Source organism: Cytobacillus sp. T106 (genome assembly GCF_040492155.1).
GTDB lineage: Bacteria > Bacillota > Bacilli > Bacillales > Cytobacillaceae > Bacillus_AB > Bacillus_AB infantis.
The window spans coordinates 499695-523007 of the sequence record NZ_JBEUMK010000003.1; the positions used below are offsets into that span (position 1 = coordinate 499695).

Annotated in this window: 21 protein-coding genes and 1 riboswitch; of the genes, 9 read left to right on the forward strand and 12 right to left on the reverse strand. The window is 45.4% G+C overall.

The window, feature by feature from the left end:
- Positions 1-80 precede the first annotated feature (80 nt).
- Positions 81-1253, reverse strand: coding sequence for a pyridoxal phosphate-dependent aminotransferase (locus tag ABU165_RS10115; protein WP_318060162.1), 1173 nt, complete (start codon positions 1251-1253; stop codon positions 81-83).
- Between the two features lie 137 nt (positions 1254-1390).
- Here ABU165_RS10115 and ABU165_RS10120 point away from each other — a divergent pair, with 137 nt between their 5' ends.
- A complete protein-coding gene (locus ABU165_RS10120; RefSeq protein ID WP_248137325.1) occupies positions 1391-2167 on the forward strand; it encodes a carbon-nitrogen family hydrolase in 777 nt (258 codons plus the stop codon).
- A gap of 90 nt (positions 2168-2257) precedes the next feature.
- A riboswitch (SAM riboswitch) is annotated at positions 2258-2414 on the forward strand.
- Between the two features lie 96 nt (positions 2415-2510).
- Positions 2511-3701: an S-methyl-5-thioribose kinase gene (gene mtnK / locus ABU165_RS10125; protein ID WP_101550767.1), complete on the forward strand. Its 1191-nt coding sequence runs from the start codon at positions 2511-2513 to the stop codon at positions 3699-3701.
- Here the strand turns inward: mtnK and ABU165_RS10130 are convergent.
- The 4 genes from ABU165_RS10130 to ABU165_RS10145 form a co-directional block, all read right to left on the reverse strand.
- Positions 3679-4425 carry a GNAT family N-acetyltransferase gene (locus ABU165_RS10130; RefSeq protein WP_009794255.1) on the reverse strand — a complete coding sequence of 249 codons (747 nt, stop codon included), beginning with the start codon at positions 4423-4425 and terminating at the stop codon, positions 3679-3681. The two genes, mtnK and ABU165_RS10130, sit on opposite strands and share 23 nt — an antisense overlap.
- Before the next feature lie 6 nt (positions 4426-4431).
- The gene (locus ABU165_RS10135) at positions 4432-5016 is read right to left on the reverse strand and encodes a DUF2087 domain-containing protein (RefSeq protein ID WP_094768838.1); all 585 of its coding nucleotides are present in this window, start codon (positions 5014-5016) and stop codon (positions 4432-4434) included.
- A gap of 135 nt (positions 5017-5151) precedes the next feature.
- Positions 5152-7038, reverse strand: a complete 1887-nt coding sequence (locus ABU165_RS10140) for a PAS domain-containing sensor histidine kinase (RefSeq protein WP_224950112.1) — start codon at positions 7036-7038, stop codon at positions 5152-5154.
- 255 nt (positions 7039-7293) lie between these two features.
- Positions 7294-9102: a methyl-accepting chemotaxis protein gene (locus ABU165_RS10145; RefSeq protein WP_094768837.1), complete on the reverse strand. Its 1809-nt coding sequence runs from the start codon at positions 9100-9102 to the stop codon at positions 7294-7296.
- A 276-nt stretch (positions 9103-9378) separates the two neighbouring features.
- Here ABU165_RS10145 and ABU165_RS10150 point away from each other — a divergent pair, with 276 nt between their 5' ends.
- Positions 9379-10419, forward strand: coding sequence for an acyltransferase family protein (locus tag ABU165_RS10150; RefSeq protein WP_022543642.1), 1041 nt, complete (start codon positions 9379-9381; stop codon positions 10417-10419).
- Positions 10420-10601: 182 nt separating this feature from the next.
- The gene (locus ABU165_RS10155) at positions 10602-12362 is read left to right on the forward strand and encodes a B12-binding domain-containing radical SAM protein (RefSeq protein WP_101550768.1); all 1761 of its coding nucleotides are present in this window, start codon (positions 10602-10604) and stop codon (positions 12360-12362) included.
- A gap of 253 nt (positions 12363-12615) precedes the next feature.
- Here ABU165_RS10155 and ABU165_RS10160 read toward each other — a convergent pair whose 3' ends face one another.
- Entirely contained in the window at positions 12616-12762 is a 147-nt protein-coding gene (locus ABU165_RS10160; RefSeq protein WP_009794248.1) for a hypothetical protein, read from the reverse strand.
- A complete protein-coding gene (locus ABU165_RS10165) occupies positions 12762-12923 on the reverse strand; it encodes a hypothetical protein (RefSeq protein ID WP_022543641.1) in 162 nt (53 codons plus the stop codon). Before ABU165_RS10165 ends, ABU165_RS10160 begins: the two co-directional genes overlap by 1 nt.
- A gap of 189 nt (positions 12924-13112) precedes the next feature.
- Between ABU165_RS10165 and ABU165_RS10170 the strand changes: the two genes are divergently transcribed.
- Positions 13113-13448, forward strand: coding sequence for a DUF3905 domain-containing protein (locus ABU165_RS10170; protein ID WP_009794246.1), 336 nt, complete (start codon positions 13113-13115; stop codon positions 13446-13448).
- Positions 13449-13609: 161 nt separating this feature from the next.
- Here ABU165_RS10170 and ABU165_RS10175 read toward each other — a convergent pair whose 3' ends face one another.
- On the reverse strand, positions 13610-14965 hold the full coding sequence (locus ABU165_RS10175; protein WP_009794245.1) for a TrkH family potassium uptake protein: 1356 nt from the start codon (positions 14963-14965) through the stop codon (positions 13610-13612).
- Between the two features lie 153 nt (positions 14966-15118).
- Between ABU165_RS10175 and ABU165_RS10180 the strand changes: the two genes are divergently transcribed.
- From ABU165_RS10180 to ABU165_RS10195, 4 genes are all read left to right on the forward strand, one after another.
- Positions 15119-16237 (forward strand): CdaR family transcriptional regulator, encoded by a 1119-nt coding sequence (locus ABU165_RS10180; protein ID WP_101550770.1) that lies wholly within the window; start codon positions 15119-15121, stop codon positions 16235-16237.
- Positions 16238-16347: 110 nt separating this feature from the next.
- Positions 16348-17760: a glycolate oxidase subunit GlcD gene (gene glcD, locus ABU165_RS10185; RefSeq protein WP_318060163.1), complete on the forward strand. Its 1413-nt coding sequence runs from the start codon at positions 16348-16350 to the stop codon at positions 17758-17760.
- The gene (locus ABU165_RS10190) at positions 17757-19109 is read left to right on the forward strand and encodes a (Fe-S)-binding protein (protein WP_094768834.1); all 1353 of its coding nucleotides are present in this window, start codon (positions 17757-17759) and stop codon (positions 19107-19109) included. Before glcD ends, ABU165_RS10190 begins: the two co-directional genes overlap by 4 nt.
- Positions 19110-19199: 90 nt before the next feature.
- On the forward strand, positions 19200-19400 hold the full coding sequence (locus tag ABU165_RS10195) for an alpha/beta-type small acid-soluble spore protein (RefSeq protein WP_009794241.1): 201 nt from the start codon (positions 19200-19202) through the stop codon (positions 19398-19400).
- Between the two features lie 35 nt (positions 19401-19435).
- Here the strand turns inward: ABU165_RS10195 and ABU165_RS10200 are convergent, their stop codons facing one another.
- The 4 genes from ABU165_RS10200 to ABU165_RS10215 form a co-directional block, all read right to left on the reverse strand.
- A complete protein-coding gene (locus ABU165_RS10200; protein ID WP_318060164.1) occupies positions 19436-20554 on the reverse strand; it encodes an anti-sigma factor domain-containing protein in 1119 nt (372 codons plus the stop codon).
- Positions 20551-21294: an RNA polymerase sigma factor SigI gene (gene sigI, locus ABU165_RS10205; protein ID WP_009794239.1), complete on the reverse strand. Its 744-nt coding sequence runs from the start codon at positions 21292-21294 to the stop codon at positions 20551-20553. The genes ABU165_RS10200 and sigI overlap by 4 nt, the downstream gene beginning before the upstream one ends.
- Before the next feature lie 212 nt (positions 21295-21506).
- A complete protein-coding gene (locus ABU165_RS10210) occupies positions 21507-21977 on the reverse strand; it encodes a hypothetical protein (RefSeq protein ID WP_009794238.1) in 471 nt (156 codons plus the stop codon).
- A gap of 90 nt (positions 21978-22067) precedes the next feature.
- Entirely contained in the window at positions 22068-23174 is a 1107-nt protein-coding gene (locus ABU165_RS10215) for an SDR family oxidoreductase (RefSeq protein ID WP_240683956.1), read from the reverse strand.
- Positions 23175-23313: the final 139 nt, after the last annotated feature.

Sequence of the window (23313 nt, forward strand, 5' to 3'; positions counted from 1 at the left end):
TATGTGGAATTTAAAGTTTTCAGATAATCAATAATTCATTTGGATTATGACATGATTATTAAAACATGTCAATTGATTTTTCAAAAAATATTCAACTTTCCGATCCTTGCTGCTGCCTCTTTAAGCCTCTCTTCATCTGCAAGCAGACCTGCGCGGACATATCCTTCTCCATATTCGCCAAATCCGATGCCGGGAGCCACAACTACTTGCGCTTTTTCGAGCAGAACATCGGCAAATTGCTCAGACGTCCAGCCTTCCGGAACTTTCAGCCAGGCAAAAAATGATCCTTGCGGTGCTTTAACATCCCAGCCTATCTCCCTAAGGCCTTCAATAAAAGCTTTCCGCCTGGAAGCATAGACCTGCACCAGTTCATCCACACATGCCTGCGGCCCGGACAAAGCCTCTGCTGCCGCTTCCTGCACAGCACCAAAAAGGCTGACATACAGATGATCCTGCATAAGATTGATGGCTTCAATCACACTTTCATTCCCAGCCGCAAACCCCACTCTCCAGCCTGCCATATTGTAAGTTTTAGAGAGTGTATAAATTTCAATGCCTGTTTCCTTTGCCCCTTCCGTCTGCAGGAAGCTGACTGGCTTTTTGCTGTCAAAGCCAATTGCACCGTAGGCGAAATCATGAACAACGCAAATTTCATTTTCCGCTGCAAAGCGGACCGTTTCTTCGAAAAATTCCTTCGTAGCCGTGGCTCCGGTCGGATTATTCGGATAATTGAGGAACATCATCCTGGCTGATTCGATGTCCTGCTCAGAAAGCTCACCATAATCCGGCAGAAAATGATTGTCTTCTTTCAGGGGCATGACAGCCATAGAAGCTTTCGCAAGGGCCACTCCTGACCAATAATCAGGATACCCCGGGTCAGGAACAAGGATCGTTTCCCCTGGATTGAGAAGACATTGAGGAATTTCAACCAGGCCAGCCTTCCCGCCGAATAAAATAGCTATTTCCTTTTCCGGATCAAGGTCCACACCGTATTCCCTTTTGTAAAATTCAGCTGCTGCAGCTTTCAGGCTGTGCTGACCGCGAAAAGGGGAATATTTATGATTAAGGGGATTTTCGGCTGCTTCCTGAAGTTTCCTGACGATATGCGGCGGTGTGGGCCTGTCAGGGTTTCCCTGGCCAAGATTGATGACATCATGCCCCTGCCCGGCATACCTGGCTGCTTTTTGCACCAATGTTGCAAAGAACTGCTTTGGCAGACTTTGCAACAGTTCAGATTGAGGAAATATTTTCATCACATAGTCACCTGCTTTACATGTGGATTAAATTTTTATTTGAAAAACCAATGACAAAGATATAACGTAAAAGGCAGGAAGTAAAGAAATATTCTAAAATTTTATTATTTTATCCTTTGCATACGGAGGTTTACCCTATGAAAATATCCTGCATCCAAATGGACATCTCCTTTGGCAGCCCTGAGAAAAATTACGAAAAAGCTGAAACGCTGATCGAGCGCGCAAGCAAAGACAATCCCGATATCATCGTGCTGCCTGAGCTGTGGACAACGGGCTATGATTTAACCCGACTGGAAGAAATCGGGGACAGGCACGCAGAATCAAGCATCCGGTTTTTGCAGACTATGGCCCATAAGCATCATGCTGCCTTCATTGGAGGAAGCATCGCAAATAAAACAGAGGATGGTGTTTTCAACACCCTGCTTGCAGTCAGCAGCACAGGTGAACTGCTGCACCAATACAGCAAGCTGCACCTTTTTCAACTGATGGATGAACATCTCCACCTGTCACCCGGGAGCGGGGATGCTTCTTTCAATCTGAATGGCCATCCCATGGCCGGCTTTATCTGCTACGATATCCGTTTTCCTGAATGGATCCGCAAGCATGCACTTGAAGGAGCAGAAGCCATTTTCGTCGTGGCTGAATGGCCCCTGCCCCGCCTCGCCCATTGGCGCGCGCTGCTGATTGCAAGAGCCATTGAAAATCAATGCTATGTGGTTGCCTGCAACAGGGCCGGATCTGATCCGGCCAATCAATTTGCCGGCCACTCCATCATCATCAATCCATGGGGCGAAGTCGTTGCAGAGGCTTCAGAGCACGAAGAAATCCTTTCAGCAGATCTCGACCTCAGGCTTGTAGAGGAAGTGAGGGCACGCATCCCGGTTTTTACTGACCGCAAACCGGAATTCTATTAGAATTTTTTAAATTTTTATTGACAGAAAACATATGCCGCTGTTACTATTTTTTCAAATGGCTGGCGGCAGCCGTTTATACAAACTTATATTCTCTTATCAAGAGCAGGCAGAGGGACTTGGCCCGATGATGCCCAGCAACCGACCGTAATTCCATCGTGAGATGGGGCGCAATCCTTGCGCCGGAGAATTCCTCCATAAGGCACGGTGCTAATTCCAGCAGAAAGCTTGGCTTTCTGGCAGATAAGAGGTGCGAAGCTCAATACTTCAAGCCTCTTTCAGCATGAGAAAGAGGCCTTTTTATGTCCTGATGGATAAATAAAGCCTCCAAATTCAGGAGGGAAAAATGATGACACTCGTAAAAAATAAATATGCTCCGCTGACAGAAAAAACAGCCGCGGAACTCGCTGTAAGCCTTGGCCAGTTTCCCGGAAATGCATCTTTAGCCACGGAAGAAATAGGCGACGGAAATCTTAACCTTGTCTTTAGGATCAAGGAAAACGGGACAGGAAAAAGCCTGATTATCAAGCAGGCTCTCCCTTTTGCCAAGGTAGTAGGCGAAAGCTGGCCGCTGACCTTGAAAAGGGCTGCTATTGAAGCAGAAGCGCTTAAACTTTTTAAAAAGCTTGCTCCGGATTTTGTGCCGGAAGTTTTCTACAATGATGAAGAGCTCGCGGTGACTGTGATGGAAGATCTTTCACACCTGGAGATCAGCCGTACAGGGCTGATCTCTGGAAAAGAATATCCGCTGCTTTCCGGCCATCTTGGAAACTACCTGGCAAGAACTTTGTTCTATACCTCGGACTACGGCCTTCTTCAGGCTGATAAGAAAAAGCTTGCCAAAGATTTTTACAACCCGGAGCTGTGCAAAATTACGGAAGACCTGATATTTGCAGATCCTTATTTCAATAGCCCGACCAATGATTTTGAAGAAGAGCTGAAAGGCGATGCAGAAGCCTTATGGGCTGATTCAGCATTGAAACTCGAGGCAGCGCGCCTCAGGAAAATTTTCTTAAATGAAGCGGAGGCGCTGCTTCACGGTGATTTGCATACAGGAAGCATCTTTGCTTCCGATGCGGAGACAAAAGTCATCGACCCGGAATTTGCTTTCTACGGCCCTGCAGGTTTTGATATCGGACAGGTGATTGCCAATCTGTTATTCCAGTCTATCGCCAATCCTGAGAAAACGAGACTTATAGATCATCATATTGAAACATTCTGGGGAACTTTCTCAGATGATTTCTCTCTTTTATGGCAGAAGGATAATAAAGATCCTTTTGCTGGAACAGAAGGTTTTCTATCCGCTGTGCTTCAGAAATATTGGGAAGATGCGGTTGGCTTTGCAGGCTGTGAGCTGATAAGAAGGACAATCGGACTGGCCCATGTTGCTGACCTTGACGGGATAGAAGACAAAAAGGCGCGCCTGGCTGCCAAGAGAGCTGCACTGGCTGCAGGGAGAAACCTGATCCTTCAGCGCAGGGAAATCGCAGATGCAAAGGATTTATGCAGGATTGTCAGCCTTGTTTCGGCAGGGTGAAAACAAGGTATTCCGCAGGTTCAGAAAAACCCAGTTTTTCTGCAAGCTTCTTACTTGCCAGATTGGCCGCGCTGCAATCCCAGCGCGGCTGCAGATTTTTTCCCAGGGCAGTTTTAATGAATCTCGCAGCAAGCATGGCTCCCAGCCCCTTTCCCCTGGCACTTTCTGCTATATGGATATCCATTTCGGCAAATTCATTGCTCCTGAATATAGAAACACATTCACCGGCTGCCTGCTCTCCCATCAGCACCCTGATGCCGAATCCGGATCTCAGAAAATGCTCAATGGATCCCCAGTATGTGCTGAAATAATCCATTCGGAACTCAGGATATTCACCTGCTGACTCCCTATCCAGCGGAAAAAAGGAGACTTCGCTGCTTTTGGTAGACAGTTTAGGAACCGGCGAAAAATTTTGAAAGGAATGGCGGTGATGCTTATTGAGCCTCTCTCCAAACTGGCCGGATATGAATTGATCCAGTTCGGCAGAGCCGGAAAAAAGTGTGAACCGCCTCCCATTTTTCTCTGCTTCATCCAATTTTCCTGCCAGCAGGTCAAATGACCCTTCTCCCGCTCGTCCCGCGGCATAGTGGATGCCGCTAGTGAGGGATATCAGCAGACTTCCTTGCCTCTCCTGTACCTCACCTGGTATAAGGCCATCAAGAACAGCCGAAGCAAAGACTGGGACAAAATCAGTTCCAGGTATATGCTCATACATATAGGCCATATCAAGCTACTCCGGCTTAGCCCACATTTCACGGGGGTTCAACTCATAAACGCTGTTTTCCCTGTACATGAAATGATTGACGATAAATTCTCTCCTGATCGTCGCATAGTCTTCATGGAATTTCTTTATATACTCATTAAGCTCTTTTTCAGGATATTTCTTTCCCATTTTCAGACCTGAAGCAATATGCTCAAAGATAAACAGCTTTTTCTTGCGCTGTGCCGGTATATTCTTGAGCTTCCCTTCTTTTGTGATGAAATTTTCGATAACCTTTTGTTTCTCATTATGCATTTCCAGCATTTCTTCCATCTCTCCTTCCTTTTTATCAAACAGGTTAATGAGAACCTCTGCCTGCTGTTTGATAACCGATTCATTCACGTAATAATAGATGGTGTTCTTATCACGGCGCTGATAGATGCTATTAATAGCTTTTAGCTTGTTTAAATGATGGGTGATCGTCGGGGGAGTAAGGCCCAATTTGCCTGCAATTGCCTGGCCATGCAGAGGCCCATTCGATAATAGTGCTATAATCCGTATTCTGGCAGGGTCGCCCATCGTTTTATGAAATGCCACCAGTCTGTCTAACTGCATGAGATCAGCCTCCAAATTTGATGTATGTCTAATTAGATTTATATCAAATTAGATTACAACAGTCAATTCTTTTGCAAAAAAAATGCATCATTCTGCTGAATGATACAAATTTGAACAATCGGTATTTCTTTTTTGCTATAAAGTAAAAATGCCGCCTGGATCCTGGTACCCGCCCCGCTTTATGGGGAGATCGATATGAAAAACGGTTCCTTCCCCCATTTTGCTTTCCACTTCAATATTACCTTCATGCTCTTCAATTATTTTATATGTGACCATTAAGCCCAGCCCGGTCCCCCGTTCTTTCGTTGTATAAAACGGCTCTCCCAGCTTTCGCAATTTTTCCGGCGGAATGCCGGATCCCTCATCCCTTATGGAAATCCGGATGCTGCCTGTCCTGTTTTTTTGAATGCAAATGGTAATGATTCCGCCCTTTGGCATCACTTCAATCGCATTCTTAATAATATTTATGAACACTTTCTTCAATTGGTTCGGCTCACAGAAGACCAGGGGAAGGTTCTTGGCATAATCTGTCCTGAACTGGACATTATGGAGAACTGCCTGGGCAGTCAGGAACTCAACTGTCTCTTTCATCAGCTGGATAATATCTTTCTCGACATACTGAATGGCCTGTGGCTTCGCCAGAATCAGGAATTCATTTATAATGGAGTCGATTCTCTGCAGTTCAGAGGTAATAATATTGAAGTACATGGAATTTCCGCTCCCTGCACTGTCTTCCAGAAGCTGAATGAACCCTTTCAAAGCTGTCATTGGATTTCTGATCTCATGGGCGATTCCCGCTGCTAATTGCCCAATCACATTCAGTGTATCAGACTTCTTCAGCTGGTCCTCCATCTCCAGCTTCTCTGTAATATCCTTAAAAGTCGTCAGGCTGAGCCCTGAGAAGACATTTTGCTTCAAAGAGAACTCAAAATGCATTTTTCTGCCGGATTTCAAAATATAAGAAATCGTCCCGTTGGATTGGCCGCTGCCTGACAGTTCCTCCAGATGCATGCGCAGCTCCTCTTCTGTTATATTACAATCATTCAGCAGCGCAAGCAGGGACTGTCCCACAATTTCATGCTGACTCATCTGCAGCATTCTTTCTCCTGAAGCATTGATATCGACAATGGTAAAGTTTTCATCCCACAGTATCAGCCCCTCCAGGGCACCTTCAAAAATGCTGCGGAATTTCCTTTCGCTTTCCCGCAGTTCTTCTTCCATTTTATGCCGCTCACTGACATTCCTGAAAATCGTCATATGATAGCCTTCAACGGCGTTCAGCTTAACGGTGAATTCCAGCAGCTTCTTTTGCCCATTTGGCATGAGAAAAAACAGCTCATTCCTTACCTGTCCCTCTTTGTACAGCTCCTCGAGAATTTGGAAATAGCTTTCATCCTTGTGAAGAACAAAATCATCCACCTTCCCGGCAAGAAGTTCATCATGGGTGCTTTCAAATATTCTGCATGCTGCCTGGTTTGCATTGATGATTGTCCCTTTATCCTTCCAGTAAACGATCCCATCGAGCGCTTCCACAAACAGGTCTTTATACAAGTCTTCATGTTTGCGGATTTTCTGCTCCAGCCGTCTCTTCTCTGTAACATCCCTGAATATGGACAAAAGGAGGCGGCTATCAGGAAGGCGGCTCGTTGTAAATTCAAAGTAGGCAAGGCTGCCGTTATTGGCCATCGGCAGAACACCTTTGACTTTTTCCTGGGACTGCAGCAGCTTTTTCTGCTTTTCCAGCTTAAAATGATAATCGACGGGAACCAGGTCATCCAGCCTAAGTCCCTCGAACTGTCCCTTCTCAGTACCTAAAAACCGAGACATGGCAGGATTAACCGCAATAATCTCCCGCTGTTCAGTATAGATGATCATTCCATCTGCTGCGGAATCAAAAACATGATTGGCTACTACAGACTTTCCCATTTGCTCTGCCGCCTGTTTCAGCCTTTCATTTTCCAGTTCAAGCACGGCTATCCTTTCCTCCATTTGTTTTCTTGCTATATCAGATAAAGCCCCCACCTATTTTCCTCCTCGAAGACATAGACTTGCCTGACATCTATCTTATACCTTTCCAACTGTGCTGGAAAATTCTATCGGCTTTTATGGCTTGTATACTACAACACTTACATTTTATTACTGTTGGGGTTAAAAAAAAACAATTTTTAGACAATTACCAGCAATTTTTTCCCTTTTCTGTTGAGACGAAACAGCTTAGACTCTATGAAAAACAGGCTGCGGCAAAAATGAGTTTTGCCTGCAGCCTGTTTTGTTCATTTATAGCCTGAATTTAGAAATCATCTCGTTCAGCTGATCTGCGAGCTCGGACAATGACTGGGCATTATCAGAAATTTCCTCCATCGAATGATTTGTCTGGCTGATGGAGGCACTCGTCTGTTCAATCCCTGCTGCAGATTCCTCGGAAACGGATGCAATATTTTCAATTGAGTCATTCATTACCGCAGAACTGCTTGAAATTTGTTCGAGGCTCCTGGAAATTTCATTGATGTTTTCAGACATCCTGTTGACAGACTGATAGATATTTTGGAATGTCTGGCCTGTATGCTCAATCTGGCCGGTCCCCTCTTCTACCTGCTCATATCCATGCTTAAGGGAAAGGACGACGTCATTGGATTCTGCCTGAATCCCTTTAACAATCCTGGTAATGTCTGACACAGAGAAAGATACCTGTTCAGCCAGTTTCCTTACCTCATCCGCCACCACGGCAAAGCCTCGACCATGCTCACCAGCCCTTGCAGCTTCAATGGCAGCATTAAGGGCAAGCAGATTGGTTTGGTTTGCTATATCATGGATAACCTGCACAAGCTTAGAGATTTGCTTAGTCTGCTCATCCAGTCCCTGCACCTTTTGTACAGAAGATTTCATGATCTCGTTGATGCGCAGCATCTGCTGCTGTGATTCTTTCATAAGCTCATCGCCATTTTTCGTCATATTCAGAACTTCGCCTGAATCTTTCCTGATGGCAGCGCCGCTCTTATTGGCATACTCAACTTTACCCAGATAATCTTCCATCATTTCAGCAAGGCTTGTTGCAGAATTGGCCTGCTCTTCTGCTCCACCTGAAAGCTCCTGCATGGTGGATGCTGCCTGCTGGCTTGCCGATCTGACTTCATTCGCCGAGATATTCAACTCCCCGCTTCTGTCAGTCACATAAGTGGACACGGCTGAAATCTCCTGTATCATTGCCTGAAGCTTTTCTTTCATGGAGTTAGAGGCACGGCTCAGCTCTGCGAGTTCATCCTCCCCTTCCATTTCCACCGATTCTACATTAAGATTTCCTGCTGCAACCTCATTCGATAAGGTGACAATCTGGCTCAGCTTGCCGGAGATCAGTCGCCCGATAAGGAGGATGCTCGCCACTCCCAGAACAGAAGAAACAACGACGGAGACAGCCAATACAATCATCGTCAGAATGGTTCCGGCTTTGGCTGATGCAACAGCACTTTTTTGGTCTTCCTTGAGAATGCTTCGCAGCTCGTCCAACTGGCCGACTGTTTCTGTGATAATATTATCCACCTGTAATTTGCCCAGGCGGTAGCCCCTGACATTCTGAAGCTTTACTTCAGGGATGATGACATCATTGAAAATCTTTGTTATCTGCTTGTCATTTTGATCAATCCGCTTATAGAGGCTTTTTGTCTCCTCATTCCTGAGTGAAGGCTGCACCTGTTTTTTGAGCTTGTCCATGCTTTCTTCAAGATCTTTGAAACTATTGAGGTGTTTAGGATTAGAATCAATGATGAAATTTCCGATAGTGCTTCCTTTATTATTGAACAGGGCTGCGATTTCTGTTGTCTGGATCGTCTTATCCCCTGTTTCTTCAACTGTATTCATCTTTACATTAACCATCGTCAGCAATACAAACGTAATGATGGTTGAAACGGCAAAAAGACCAATAGTAATGAATAGAGCCGCTCCATATTTCTGTCCCAGCTTAAGCTTTCTCCAGAACTTAGTATTCATCAGCTTTGCAGCCAAGGCGGGCCATTTCCTGCCTCTTTCCTTTTTTATCTTCGGCTTTTTGGCTTTAGCCTTTTTAACCCTTGCCTTTTTTTCCCCTTTCACATCTATTCCCCCTATTTCTTCTTCGCTGAACCAAACTATTGTCCTAATAAGCAGAAATAAAACTATGTAACTTTTAGACTATTAACATTCATTATAATATATAGATTTTTGATTTTGAAGAAATACTTTCCAAAGTTTCAGAAAAAACCGGCAGATTCTGTTTTAGAATTTACTGGTATGCCATCCTCTAATTAACACGGCACAACTGTTTAGCTGCATGTTAGGCTGGGTATTATAGATAAAAGTTTTATGGGGGTCTTTAATCAAGGAGGAGTTATGAAACAGCGAGACTATTACTTTGACAACGCCAAGTTCATTTTGATCTTTTTTGTTGTCTTTGGGCATTTGCTACGTTCCTTTATTGAAGATAATGAAACAATCTACACCCTGTACAAGGTCATCTATACCTTCCATATGCCGGCTTTCATTCTGGTTTCAGGATTTTTTGCAAGAGGGATATGGAAACAGGGATATGTGAAGAAAATTGCCAAAAAGCTGATTCTGCCTTATTTAATTTTCCAGGCAATTTATTCTGTGTTCTATTATTATCTTTATAACAAATCAACAATCTCTCTCGATCCTTTTACGCCGCACTGGTCACTATGGTTTCTGCTGAGCTTGTTCTGCTGGAATATCATGCTGCTTTTGTTCGCAAAATTCAAGCCTGCTTATTCCATCGGAGCTGCTATATTGATTGGGCTGCTGATCGGCTATGCTGACACGGTATCCAATTATTTAAGCTTATCCAGGACGTTTGTGTTCTTCCCGCTTTTCCTGATCGGATACTTTTTACGGAAAGAACAGCTATATATGCTATTCAGGCCAAAATTCAGGTTTGCTGCATTAGGCATCTTTGCGATCGTGTTCATCGGCTTCTATTTTTATCCGGATATCAATTATAAATGGCTGCTTGGATCAAAGCCATACGCTGAAATGGGCGCAGCTTCTTTTAAAGCATTGCTGACCAGGCTGTCCTTTTACATTCTCAGCCTCATCATGGTGTTTTCGTTCCTGGCTTTCGTACCAAGAAAAAAATATTTCTTTACGAATCTCGGCAAGAACACTTTATATGTCTATCTTCTGCATGGGTTCTTTGTGAGAATTTTCCGGGAGAGCGTGGTTCAGGATTACTTCCATGAGCCCGAGAATTTCCTGCTTTTAGCAGGGATATCCCTGATCCTTACGCTTATCCTTTCAAGCAGGATTGCAACTTCTTTTGCCCAGCCGCTTATAGAGCTTAACACCTCCAGGCTGAAGCAGCTTCAGCTGCGGGGAAAAACATGGCTGGAGTTTTATAGGAGAAAACTGTTAAGCTGATTGAAAGCCCGCCGGACGGCGGGCTTTTTACTTTGGGCAGCCCGGGGATCGGGAATCCCCGGGCTGGAAAAAAGAAGATTGCCTAAGCGGGTCAGATGATTTACAGCTACTTTTTTTGTCAACAATAACGTATAATAATAAGTTGTTCTGAACTGCACTACTCTTAAAGGAGTTCTACTATTATGAATATCGTTTGCACCACATTGAACGCTAAATATATCCATACCAATATTGCCATCAGGTATTTAAAATCTTACGCCGAGCCTGAGTATGACATTCAGCTGGCAGAGTACACCATTAAGGATCCTGTCATGAATATCGTGACCGATCTGATTAGAAAAAAACCGGATATTATCGGATTCAGCTGTTATATATGGAATATTGAAGAAACAATCAAGGTCATTAATATCATCAAAAAAATCGATCCTGCCATCCAGATTATTGCCGGAGGCCCTGAGGTTTCCTACGATGTGCCGGAATGGATGGGAAAGGTAGAAGCATTTGACTATATCGTCATCGGTGAAGGAGAAGAAACGTTTAAGCAGCTTCTTGCAGAGCTTGATGGTGATAAAAAAATGGAAAATGTCCATGGTATTGCCTACAGGGAAAATGGCCAGGTGAAGTTCAACCCGCAGCGAAATAAGCTGAATTTGCGCGAACTTCCATCCCCTTTCCGATTTGAAGAAGACAAAGCGCATCTTTCCAAACGCGTCACTTATATAGAAACGAGCAGAGGCTGCCCTTTCTCCTGCCAGTTCTGCCTTTCCTCCATTGAAGTTGGCGTCCGTTATTTTGACAGAGAGAAAATTAAAGAAGATATCAGATATTTAATGGATAATGGAGCTAAAACGATTAAGTTTGTGGACCGTACCTTCAATATCAGCAGAAGCTATGCGCTGGAGATGTTCCGTTTTCTGATTGATGAGCATCGGCCGGGGACTGTCTTTCAATTTGAGATCACTGCTGATATCATGAGGCCGGAAGTCATTGATTTTCTCAACAAGGAAGCCCCTCCTGGACTATTCCGTTTTGAGATCGGCGTCCAGTCGACAAATGATGCAACAAATGAATTGGTCATGAGAAAACAGAACTTTGCCAAATTGACAAGGACGGTTACAATGGTCAAAGACGGCGGAAAAATCGATCAGCATCTTGATTTGATTGCGGGTCTGCCTGAGGAAGATTATGAATCGTTTAAGAAGACCTTTAACGATGTGTTCGCCATGAGGCCAGAAGAGCTTCAGCTTGGTTTCCTAAAAATGCTGCGCGGAACAGGCCTGAGGCTGAGTGCAGAAAAGCACGGATACACTTATATGGATCATTCGCCATATGAAATCCTCGGCAATAATGTACTGCCATTTGAAGATATTATCAGGATCAAACAGGTTGAAGATGTTTTGGAAAAATACTGGAATGACCATCGCATGGACCATACTATTGAGTATTTGACTACCCGTTCGTTCCCGACCCCTTTTGACTTTTTCCAGGAGTTTGGAGGTTATTGGGAAGAGATGGGCTGGTCCAGGATCGGTCATCAGCTCGAAGATCTATTCCGCAGGCTGCAGCAATTCCTCGAATATAAGCAGCTGGAAGATCTAAGGGTCATTGAAGGCCTTATGAAATTGGACTATCTTGCAAACCAGAAGTATAAGCCTAGAAAACCATGGTGGGAAGCCGGCTATGAAAAGAGCGATCGATCCGCTATCTATCAGGAAATTGCAAGGAACCCAGCTTCATTGGGCAGCCAATTTGAAAATCTGCGCCTGAGCGAGAAGGACCTTCACAAACATACTCTTCTTGACCAGGTTGAATTTAATATCAGCGCGTATCTGGAAACGGGAGAAATTATACGGGAAGCTTCCAGTATCATCGCCTTTTTCGATGCTTCAAATGAACAGACACAAATTTTTTCTTGCACCAAAAATACACTTAAACCAGCTTAATTTCTGAAAAAAAGCCTGAAACTGCTGCAGTTTCAGGCTTTTTTGTTCAGAATGACCGTTTCAAGCCGTGTGCTGTGCTCATAGCCGGCTGAATTTAGGTTTTGTAACTGGCGCGGATCTATTATTTACCAATTGAAGCCTTTATTTGTTTAAAGATAAAGTTTTTTTAGTTATTTCCCGGATATTTTAATCATTTCCTGAATTTTTCTACCAAATCCTCAAAACCGGTCCAAATCGGCCGCACGGTCATCTCTTATTTACTGTTTCTTTCCTTCTGGTTCTTCTCCCTGAAGGCATCTGGATGTTCGTAGAATTTGCTTGCGTTCATGTCCCCAAATTCCAGGCCGAACTCAACATTGGAGGTCTCCTGCTTCAAGTCACCCTCAGGTTTCCTTTTCATCAGCCCCTCCCCTTTCTTCCCTGCTTGGAATTCCGGTTGGCTCCTTTAGCAGTCTCTTCCCCATGTGTAAACTCTGCGGAGAATTCTGATTCTGCAACATTTTTCTTCGGCGTTTTAGAATATTTTTCTACCGCATCATGTTCAGCTTTTCGCTTCGCCATATTGATTCCTCCTAAGTCATTGTTTCTCCTATATTTTCTTCGTTCCACCCCGAAAGAATTCTTTCTTGCTCTTTCCTTTATTTGCAGGTCCTGCTTCTTTATAAAATAGAAGCCAGCTTGAAAAAATAATACTTGTCCAGCTCTGTAGCCTAACCTCTTCGCATTAAAGAAAGGATGTGCACATAACAGATGAAAAAAGGGAAGCAGATTGGCATTGATGGCACACTGCCCCACCAAATATCCGCTCCCAGCTTAAAAGGGACGCATCTGAAGCTGGAAGAGCCATTCAAAAACTCTTTTGGGGTTACAATCGGCGACAGCTTCTACGCTTCAGAAAACTCCCCGCTGGAACAATGGACCGATGAAACCGACCCTGCTGTCATGTCAGGGGAACAATGGATCCACCCGACAAACGACATCGGCTGGAATACAGACGAAAACAGAGAACTACTCGAAAAAAAACAAAAACCCCAAAGCTCCCCCTTCATGCACCCAGAAAAAGACGTGAGCAGGGGAACGGACTAAACGAAGTGCGGAAGCGGCTTGCCCACTAAGGAACGCAGACTAAAAACCACGTACTGCGGCAACGTCTGCATAACCCACATCCCGTGGCTTATGATGACTCGAGGCCCGGGTTTTGGGGCTTTTGCCCAGATAAAAAAGCATATAACCATGGTTATATGCTTTTACCCAATGATGACTCTTTCCTTTGGATAATGATAGATTGACTTCTTTTCTTTTCCTCCAATGATGAATAAGAAGGAAGTCAGCCCAATTCTTCCAATGAACATCAGTATGATGATCACGCACTTCCCGACCGCTGACAGATCGGGGGTTATCCCCATCGACAATCCTGTCGTTCCGAAGGCCGAACACACTTCAAAAATAATAGCTGTCACGCTATGGGCCTCAGTCAGACTGAGCACAATAACTGCAAAGAAACACATGCCGACAGCTAAAATGGTGATGACCAGGGATTTTAATACATCATCCTGATGGACTTCCCTTTTAAATACTTTAATATCCCTGTTCCCATGGGCAAACTGATAAAGAAAGAGGACATTCAGGGCGAAAGTCGTGGTCCTGATCCCTCCACCGACCGAGCTTGGGGAAGCTCCGATGAACATTAGCCCGCTCAGAAGCAGCTGGGTAGACTCCGCAAAATCATTGACATTCAAAGTCGAAAGGCCTCCGCTCCTGGTTGTGGCAGATTGGAAGAAAGCATAAAAGAACGTTTTATGCCAGCTCATTCCGCTGAAGTAATGCCTTCCTTCCAGGAGGAGGATTAGAACCGTCCCAACCACCAGCAGCACGGCAAAGGTGGCGCTCGTCAGCTTTGTGAATAAGGAAAAGCGGAAGTTTTTATAATCTCTCCGGTCAAAAAGGTAATGCTTTACTTCTATCAGAACAGGAAAGCCGATTGCCCCAAGTGTGATCAGGATTATATGTATAAGCTGTACAAAATAATCATCCGCATAAGGGATCAAGGAAGCACCGGTAATATCAAAGCCTCCGTTTGTCGTAGCACTGACCGAAGCGAACAGGCCGTGCAGCATGGCTTCCTGGAATGTATCATAATAACTGAGGAAGTGCACACCCAGTATAAGTGCCCCCGCCGCTTCAATAATTAGGATCAGCTTCAGGATTTCCCTGATCAAATTGACCAGGCCCGACAGGTTCGACTGGTTATGGTCGACCATGATGAGCCGCCTTCCCCTTAAACCGATTTTCTTGCCTAGCAAGATCCAGAAAAAAGTACCCAGCGTCATGATGCCGATTCCCCCGAATTGCAGGACGAACATCAGCATAAAGACCCCGAAGGTACTGTATGTTTCAGATATATTTATAACTGAAAGCCCCGTTACACTAACGGCACTGACAGCCGTGAAGGCCGAATCGAGCCAGGAAACCTCAACACCGGGCTGATGGACTGCAGGAATGCGCAGCAGCAGCACCGAAATGGTGACAGCAAGCAAATAGTAGCCGGTGATAACCTGGGCAGGGGATAATTTATCCAGCCTTTCTTTTATTTCATCCCACATTATGATCTTTCCCTCCTAAATTGCCTATCCCCTATCATAAAGAAAAACAGAAGGGTTTAAAAGGATTATGAGGCTATTAGCGTGATTTTTTTTATTTTTATATAATTAAGTATAAAGATAATAATTATATCAACAAAATCAGGAGGCTCGATCATGCTTTTGCCAGCACTTGCCGAAAAGATCCTTCGCGAGGTCCGGGGGGTCTTGAAAGAAGAAATCATCGTGGTCAATACAGATGGAATCATCGTTTCAAGCACATCTCCAGATAGAGTTGGAGCCTTCCATGAAGGAGCACTCCAGTCTGTTAAAAAACGGGATAAAAGAATCATCACAGCAGATGATGAAAAAAAGCTGAAAGGCGTCAAAGCCGGGATCAATCTTCCTGTTTTCTTTCAAAAAGAAGTTGCCGCAGTGATTGGGATCACAGGCGACCCGGAAAAGGTAGCTCCTTACGGAGAAATTATTAGGAAAATGACAGAGCTTTTAATCAGCGAAAATTTCTACAGCGAACAGATTGACTGGCAGTCAAGGGCCCTTGAAGGCTTTGTCTTTGATTGGCTGCAGGAGCGGGGGCACGGCAGTTCTTTTATAGACAGGGCGCTTATGCTTAAGGTCGATACCAGGCTTGACCGGCTGGTGTTTATAGCAGAATTCCTCGAACCTGAAAAGATTCCTTCAAGGGAAATCTGGCAAAGGCTCCTATCCTGGCCAGAAAAAAACAGTAATGACCTTTTCATACGCTGGGGTCATGATCGAATTGTTGCGCTCTTCGCACATCATTCAGAAGAGCACATCCAAAGGCTTGAGGACAGAGTATCCAGGTATTACTGGTATCTCGACAGAAGTTCCGGTTCTCCGCTTTCTGGAGGGGCTGGGCAGCCGGCCGCTTCCTCTGCACTCTCCCGTTCCTTCAGGCAGGCGGAACGGGCTGTGAAGGCTGCAAAGAAAGCCAGGGGCCTGAGATTTGATAAAAATCTTACCTTGGAGATGCTGATGGATGAAATCAAGCCTGAAACCAAATTGGATTATATTAAAAGGACCATCGGACCCCTGCAGCAGCACCCCGACGTACTTGCAACACTGAAAGAGCTGTTCAGGCAGAACCATTCATTGAAAAAGACTGCTGAAAGCATGCATATACATATCAATACACTTCACTATCGCCTTAGGAAGATTGAGGATCTGACTGGGCTGGGCACGGGAAATGCACAGCAGCTGTTCATCCTTTATATGGCATGCCTGCTATTGGATGAACATACAAATGATCACTAATTAAGCGGATAATATTCGTATTAATATCTATAGAAATTCTAAATATCCTTCCATATAATGAAGCTAAAAGTACTGCCGGCAGAAGCCGGCTGCAACTGGAGGCTCCTGTTATGATACCGAAAGCTGCTAAAGAGAAATTGACAGCGATTGCAGGCAAAGACCAATATGATGACTCTAATGCGGTGCGCCTGGTTTATTCCTATGATGCCACCCCGAATTTTCAATCCCTCCCTGATGCGGTCATTAGCCCGCGAAATACAGGCGAAGTATCTGAAATTGTAAAAGTATGCAGCGAGTATTCCATTCCCATCGTCCCAAGAGGCTCGGGCACAAATTTGTGCGCCGGCACATGCCCGACCGAGGGCGGGCTTGTTATTCTGTTCAAGCATATGAACAGAATTCTTGACCTTGATGAAGAGAATCTCGCCATTACTGTTCAGCCCGGGCTTGTCACACTTGACTTGATACGCGAAGCAGAAGCAAAAGGACTTTTTTATCCTCCTGATCCAAGTTCCATGAAAATATCTACAATCGGAGGAAATATAAATGAAAACTCCGGCGGATTGCGAGGCCTTAAATATGGTGTGACCAGAGATTATGTCATGGGCCTTGAAGTGGTCCTGGCCAATGGGGATGTCATCAGGACGGGAGGCAAGCTCGCAAAGGATGTGGCGGGCTATGACTTCACCCGTCTTTTCACAGGCTCTGAGGGTACACTTGGGATTATAACCGAAGCGACTTTGAAGCTGATCCCGATGCCGGAAACTAAAAAGACGATGCTTGCCCTTTACCAGGACCTTGAAGCAGCCGCGAAGACGGTTTCAAAAATCATAGCCAATAAAATCATCCCTGCAACATTAGAATTCCTGGATCAGCCGACACTCGAAGTTGTGGAAGAGTTCGCACAGATCGGACTGCCTACAGATGTCAAAGCAGTTTTGCTGATTGAGCAGGATGGACCTCGTGAAGTTGTCGAGCGTGACATGGCAAAGATGGAGAACATTTGCCGGGAAGAGAGTGCTGTTTCTGTCCAGGTGGCCAAGACGGCCTCCGAGGCAGAGGCGCTGACGGCTGCGAGAAGAGCCGCCCTTTCAGCCCTTGCAAGGCTCAAGCCCACCACCATTCTTGAAGATGCTACGGTCCCCCGCTCTGAAATTGCCAATATGGTAAGGAGCATCAATGAGATTGCCAGTAAATATAACCTGAAAATCTGTACTTTCGGCCATGCCGGAGATGGAAATCTCCATCCTACCTGTCCGACGGATGCAAGAAATAAAGAAGAGATGGAAAGGGTGGAAAATGCTTTTGCTGAGATTTTTGCAAAAGCCATCGAGCTTGGAGGAACTATAACAGGCGAGCATGGCGTGGGAGTCATGAAAGCCCCTTATCTTGAACTTAAATTGGGAAGCGAAGGCATTGCTGCCATGCAGGCCGTCAAAGCCGCCCTTGATCCGAAGAATATAATGAACCCGGGGAAAATATTTGCCAAAGACAGCAGGAAACGTGTGGTGGTATCTAAATGAGTACAGCAATTGAACGGCAAAAGATCCAAAGTGAGTTCAGCAGCAGGATGGATGAGGATGAAATGCTGAACTGCATGCGATGTGGTTTCTGCCTCCCCTCCTGCCCCACTTACATCACTTCAGGCTTTAAGGAGGAGCATTCTCCAAGAGGCCGAATCGCACTGATGAAAGCTGTAGCGGACGGGCTGATCGAGCCGGACAGCGATGTAGAGCGATCCCTGGATTTATGTCTGGGCTGCAGGGCATGTGAGCCAGTTTGTCCCTCAGGTGTTAATTATGGGCACCTTCTCGAGGAAGCAAGGGATATTATCAGCCAGAATAAAAAGTACTCACTCCCTGTCAAGGCGATCAGGAAGACTGTTTTCCATGGGCTGTTCCCGCATCAGGAAAGAATGACGGCAGCAGCCGGCCTCCTTTCCGTGTATCAGCGGACCGGCCTGCAAACCGCTGTTAGGAAAATCGGTTTTATGAAGCTCTTCCCTGACAGTCTTGCAGCAATGGAAAAAGTACTCCCTGCTGTCCCTTCCTACAAGGATATGAAGAAGCGTCCCGAAAAGCTGCCAGCTCATGGGAAGCCAGTGAAAAAGGCAGCATTTTTCTCCGGCTGCCTGATGGACACCATTTTCATGGGGACAAATGACGCGACCATGAAGCTGCTGCAGATGGCCGGCTGTGAAATCGTCATACCCAAATCACAGGCCTGCTGCGGGGCCCTTCATGGACACAGCGGGGAAAAAGAAAAAGCCAGGGAGCTGGCAAAACGGAACATCGCTGCCTTTGAGGATACGGGAGCAGATTATATCATAACCAATGCAGGCGGCTGCGGAGCTTTCCTTGTAGATTACGATCATCTCCTGAAAGATGAACCGGAATGGAAAATCCGCGCTGAGAGCTTTACAAATAAGATCAAGGACATTTCCCAGATCCTATTTGAATTGGATTTCCATAAAAACCATAAGTTGACCCTTCCCCATCAGATTCTTACGTACCAGGATTCCTGCCACCTCCGCAATGTGATGAAAACGGCAGCTGCACCGCGTATGCTCCTGGGCTCTATCACCGGGGCAGAGTACCGGGAAATGAAAGATGCGGACAGGTGCTGCGGCTCAGCGGGAATTTATAATATTGTTGAATCGGAAATGTCCATGCAGATTCTTGATTACAAAATGAACCAGGCCAGAACAACAGAAGCGGCAGTCATTGTCACTTCAAATCCCGGCTGCCTTCTTCAGATGAAGCTTGGGATTGAGCGTGAAGGGGCGGCAGGCCATGTCAAGGCAGTCCATATTGCAGACCTGCTTTTAGAAGCAGCAGAATATGCCGCAGCCGGGGCACAGACAGCAAGATAACATTACCAAACATGAAAAAACTCCACAGCTCCATACTACTGATACAGGGCCTTAAGCTCTGCATCAATATGGAAGGAGCTGAAACTCAATATGGCAAGAAGCAGCAATAAACTGCTCGTTCCCGGCATTGAGCAGTATCTTGATCAAGTCAAATACGAAATTGCTCAGGAATTTGGCGTTAATCTGGGTTCAGATACAGTTTCCCGCTCAAACGGTTCTGTTGGCGGAGAGATTACAAAGCGCCTTGTACAACAAGCCCAATCCCAGCTTGCTGGACGGAACGAACAATAATAATAAAATATAAATGGCAAAAAATCCGGCTGCCTTCAGCCGGATTTTCCATTATTCCCTTTTTGCCCCTTATCATGTCCGTTATTGCCATTCCCATGTCCATCTTTGCCGGGCGGAGGGGAACCTTTTATATTGCCACTATTCTCCGGCTTTTCGTGCTTTTCATGCTTGTCATGTTCCTGTTTTCTTTGTTCTTCCTTTTTTTGTTTGTCCCGCTCCTTGTTTTCGTCCTGCCTTTTTTCAGGCTTTGCTTTGCGGGCATCATCTTTCCTGTCTGCTCCCTTATTCTTTCCTTCCGGCTTGGAAACAGGACGTTTTGGAACGTGAGACGAAGGCTTTATATCGCCTGCCCCCTTCTTATCTTTCGCCTTATCGGCGCTCCCGCTATTCTGCTGCTCTTGTTTCCTTTTAATACTTTCAGCTTTCTCCCTTGCAGCTTCTTCTTTTTCCCGTTCCCTTTCCTCCAGCTGCTGCTTCCTTTCTATTTCCTCTTCTTTAAATTTACCGGCAGTCAGCCCTTTTTCTTTGGCCTTCTCCCGTTCACCTTCAGTTGCTTCGACCACTTTGACTTCAAGATTTTCTGCTTCTGCAGTTTCTTTGATGCTTTCAACCTGACTGTTCAGCTTCTTGCTTTCAGTGGAATCCTTGCTGACTTCTTTCTTCAGTACAGAAGCGATAATCATTTCTTCGTGCTCTCTCAGATATCCCTGCTGCTGTGCCAGACTAAGGATCTTCCGTGTTACATAGCCGGCACTTTTTCCCTTCCAATCCTCCAAGAGACTGAGCAATTTCCTGCCCTCCTGATTATAAGATTGAAGCTCCACTACAGACAGTTCCTTGTCGACACCCAACTCGATGCTCGGGTTTACATCAATTGTCATATAGGCGTATACTTCGCTGTTGTTATTAAAAGGAATGACAAGAGATAGAACAAGAAGGCAGGCCATGGCGGCAGCGGCAATCAGTTTCTTTCTTGCCGCCAGGCGTGAAAAGAGCCCTTTCCCGTCTTTTTCTGCATTTTCAACAGGGTAGAAGTAGATTTCTTCCCCTATCTGATGATGTCCTTCTGTATTAAGGGCACGAAGAAATTCGCCTTCGGGAGTAAGCATCGTCATAAAACGTCCCTCAATTTCAAGGATGACCCCTTTTTTCACGTTTTCAGCACCCCTTTTATATACTCCTGTAAATACACATAATCTCCCATTAAAATAAGGGAAACAGCAATGATATACTTCCTGTTCCTTTCAATCGTTTTTCTGCTCACTGCTGCAGTGCCTTCCAGCTGCTTGATGGGAAGGCGCTTTTTTTCCTGCAAATAGGAAGCCAGCTCTTTGTCCCTGACAAGTGCCGATGCTATTTCCATCGCATTTTTCCGCGCATCTGCATGTTTTGGGGACTGATCTGCAATTTCAGCAAAAGTTAATCCATATTCTTTGAGAAGAGCTGTAAAGTGAATGATTTCATCCCGTCTAAGCTCTTGCTCTGTTTTTTTCACGAACTCTTCAATCGACAGCCTGTCTTCCACAAGACTGGCTGAAGCTTGTTCATCAGCACTTCCACTGCTGCCTTCAAAGCTGACATTCATATGCCTTGCCTGCTGCCTGATATAATCAATGACCCTTCGCTTGATTATGATTTCGGCAAATCCCAGGAGGGAACTGCCCTTCTCGGGACTGTATTTACGGACCGCTTCATCAAAGGCAATCAGCCCGATGCTGTACTCATCATCAGACTCATGGATATAGCGTCTGCAGACGGAGGATACGGTTTTTGCAATAAAAGGTTTGTATGACTCTATCAGTTCATTAAGCAGCCGGCTGTCGCCCTGCTGGATTTTTATTACGGTTTTTTCTAGTGTCTGTTTTTTCTTAGTGATGAATAAATAACCGAGCATATCCTCACCTCTCCACCAGCACATTATATCATATGCCAAATAACAGCCAGCAAGGGGAAGGATTGAAGAGAGAAATAAGGAATATTTTCACTGCTAACATAAAGCTTCGCCCGGAAAGAGGAGCTTTTGGGGGTGGTTTGGTGATTGCTCATGAACGGCGAAAACCTTTGCTGATTCAGCAAAGGTTTTTTATTGGCCCCCCTGTATGCATTTCACGCTGCTTTTCTTCGCAGGAACAATAGCAGGGCCCTTAGCGCAAAGCCCGCCACAAGCCCGGGAATAAGGAAAATCATCGGCAAAAAGACCGGGCCAAACAAGATGCCAAAAAGCTTGAGCCTCACCGAATACATAAGACCGACAGTTACAAAATAGGCTCCGAAGACAAAGGGGAGAAAAGACAATTCTTCCTGTGCAGGCATAGCTTCTTTATAAGCATCCCACATGGCAAACATATACAGACAAGGGTAAAACATCAGCCACTGATAATCAAGGACTGCAGCCGCCTTATCAATTTCCCACAGGAAACTGTGCATGATAGCCAGATTAAAGTTGCTGAAAACGTTGATGAGAACTTCAAGTGCCACAAAGAGAACACCTTTTACATAGTGACCCGTCAGCAGCTGGCTGAAACCGGGCAAAGCAATGCTCCAAAAAATGGCTTCTAGTTTTCCGACTTTTTTCATTCATTATCACCAGCTATATTTCTATAGTGGTATCATGCACCAAAGATCTCTCTTTTATCACAAATACCTGAACTTGCTTCAAAATGCCTGCTAGGAGTACAGCTTATGCACCTGGAAACGCGGATCAGATTTATGCAGCCTGTAAAAAGAAACCATCGACGGGATGCCTTCCTTCAGATCAGGGCAGCGAATTCCTGATCCCTCCAGATCGGTCTGTGCTATTGAACAATCAAAGCGTCCCTGCCAGGTAAAGTAGTCAAGCGCTTCCTGCTCCACACCAAGGTAATTCCTCAGCTTTTTGATGCGCAGCGCCCCTCTGGCAGCACTCAGAGGGAAGCTGCCAGCCGGTCTTTTCCCGCAAAGCTCCACCATCAGCATTTCGTACAGATCGGAAACTTGATATGGATTCGGATCTGTAAGGTGGTAGGTCTTATCCCTCCCAACAGCTGATGTCCCAAGGAATACGGCTGCTTTAATGATATAATCCACCGGCACCAGATTGATAAAAGCTTCCCCTTTCCCGAGCATGGGCAGGAATGGCAGCCTGCTCAGGCGGTCCATAAAATTCAGAATAAAATACGGCCCGTCGAACTTGATGGTTTCCCCTGTTACAGAATGCCCCTTTACAATCCCGGGCCTTAAGATGGTAATCGGTATTTCACCTTTAGCGTTTTCAACAATGACTTCGGCAAGATATTTTGTTTCTTCATAATGGTTTTTGAACCCGGGCGGCTCTGTCAGCTCATCCTCCATCAGCAGCCCATCCCTTTTTCCAGCCACATAGGCAGTACTGAAATAGACGTATCTTTCAAGCATCTCCAACGTTCCTGCAAATTCTGTTACATGCCTCGTCCCTTCAACATTTACCTTATAAGCAATATCCTCAGGCACCGCCAAATCATAAATGGCGGCCAGATGAAAAAGATGGGTGATGCTTTCCCTGAGGAATGCTAAGTCCTGCTGGCCGATACCAAGCCCAGCCCTGGTAATATCTCCAGTAATGATTGAAAAGCACTCGCGCCCTGCACCGGTCTCGCCGCAGATCTTCCTGATTTCATCCTTTGCGGCCGCTTCCATTTCCCACAGGCTTAAAACGCTGATATGTACATTCCCTTGCTCTTTAATAAGTACCTCCCTGACTAGCCGGGAGCATATAAAACCAGGAAACCCCGTGAAAAAATAATGCCTCTCCTTCATTGGACCGCCTCTTTCTATCATAGATTTACACAAATTGTAACCGGTCATACCAGCTTCAAACAATATATTTCTGATAATTCAAATATCTAACCCCGCAAAAAAGCCTCTCTCCAAAGAGAAAGGCTTTTCAGCGTTATGG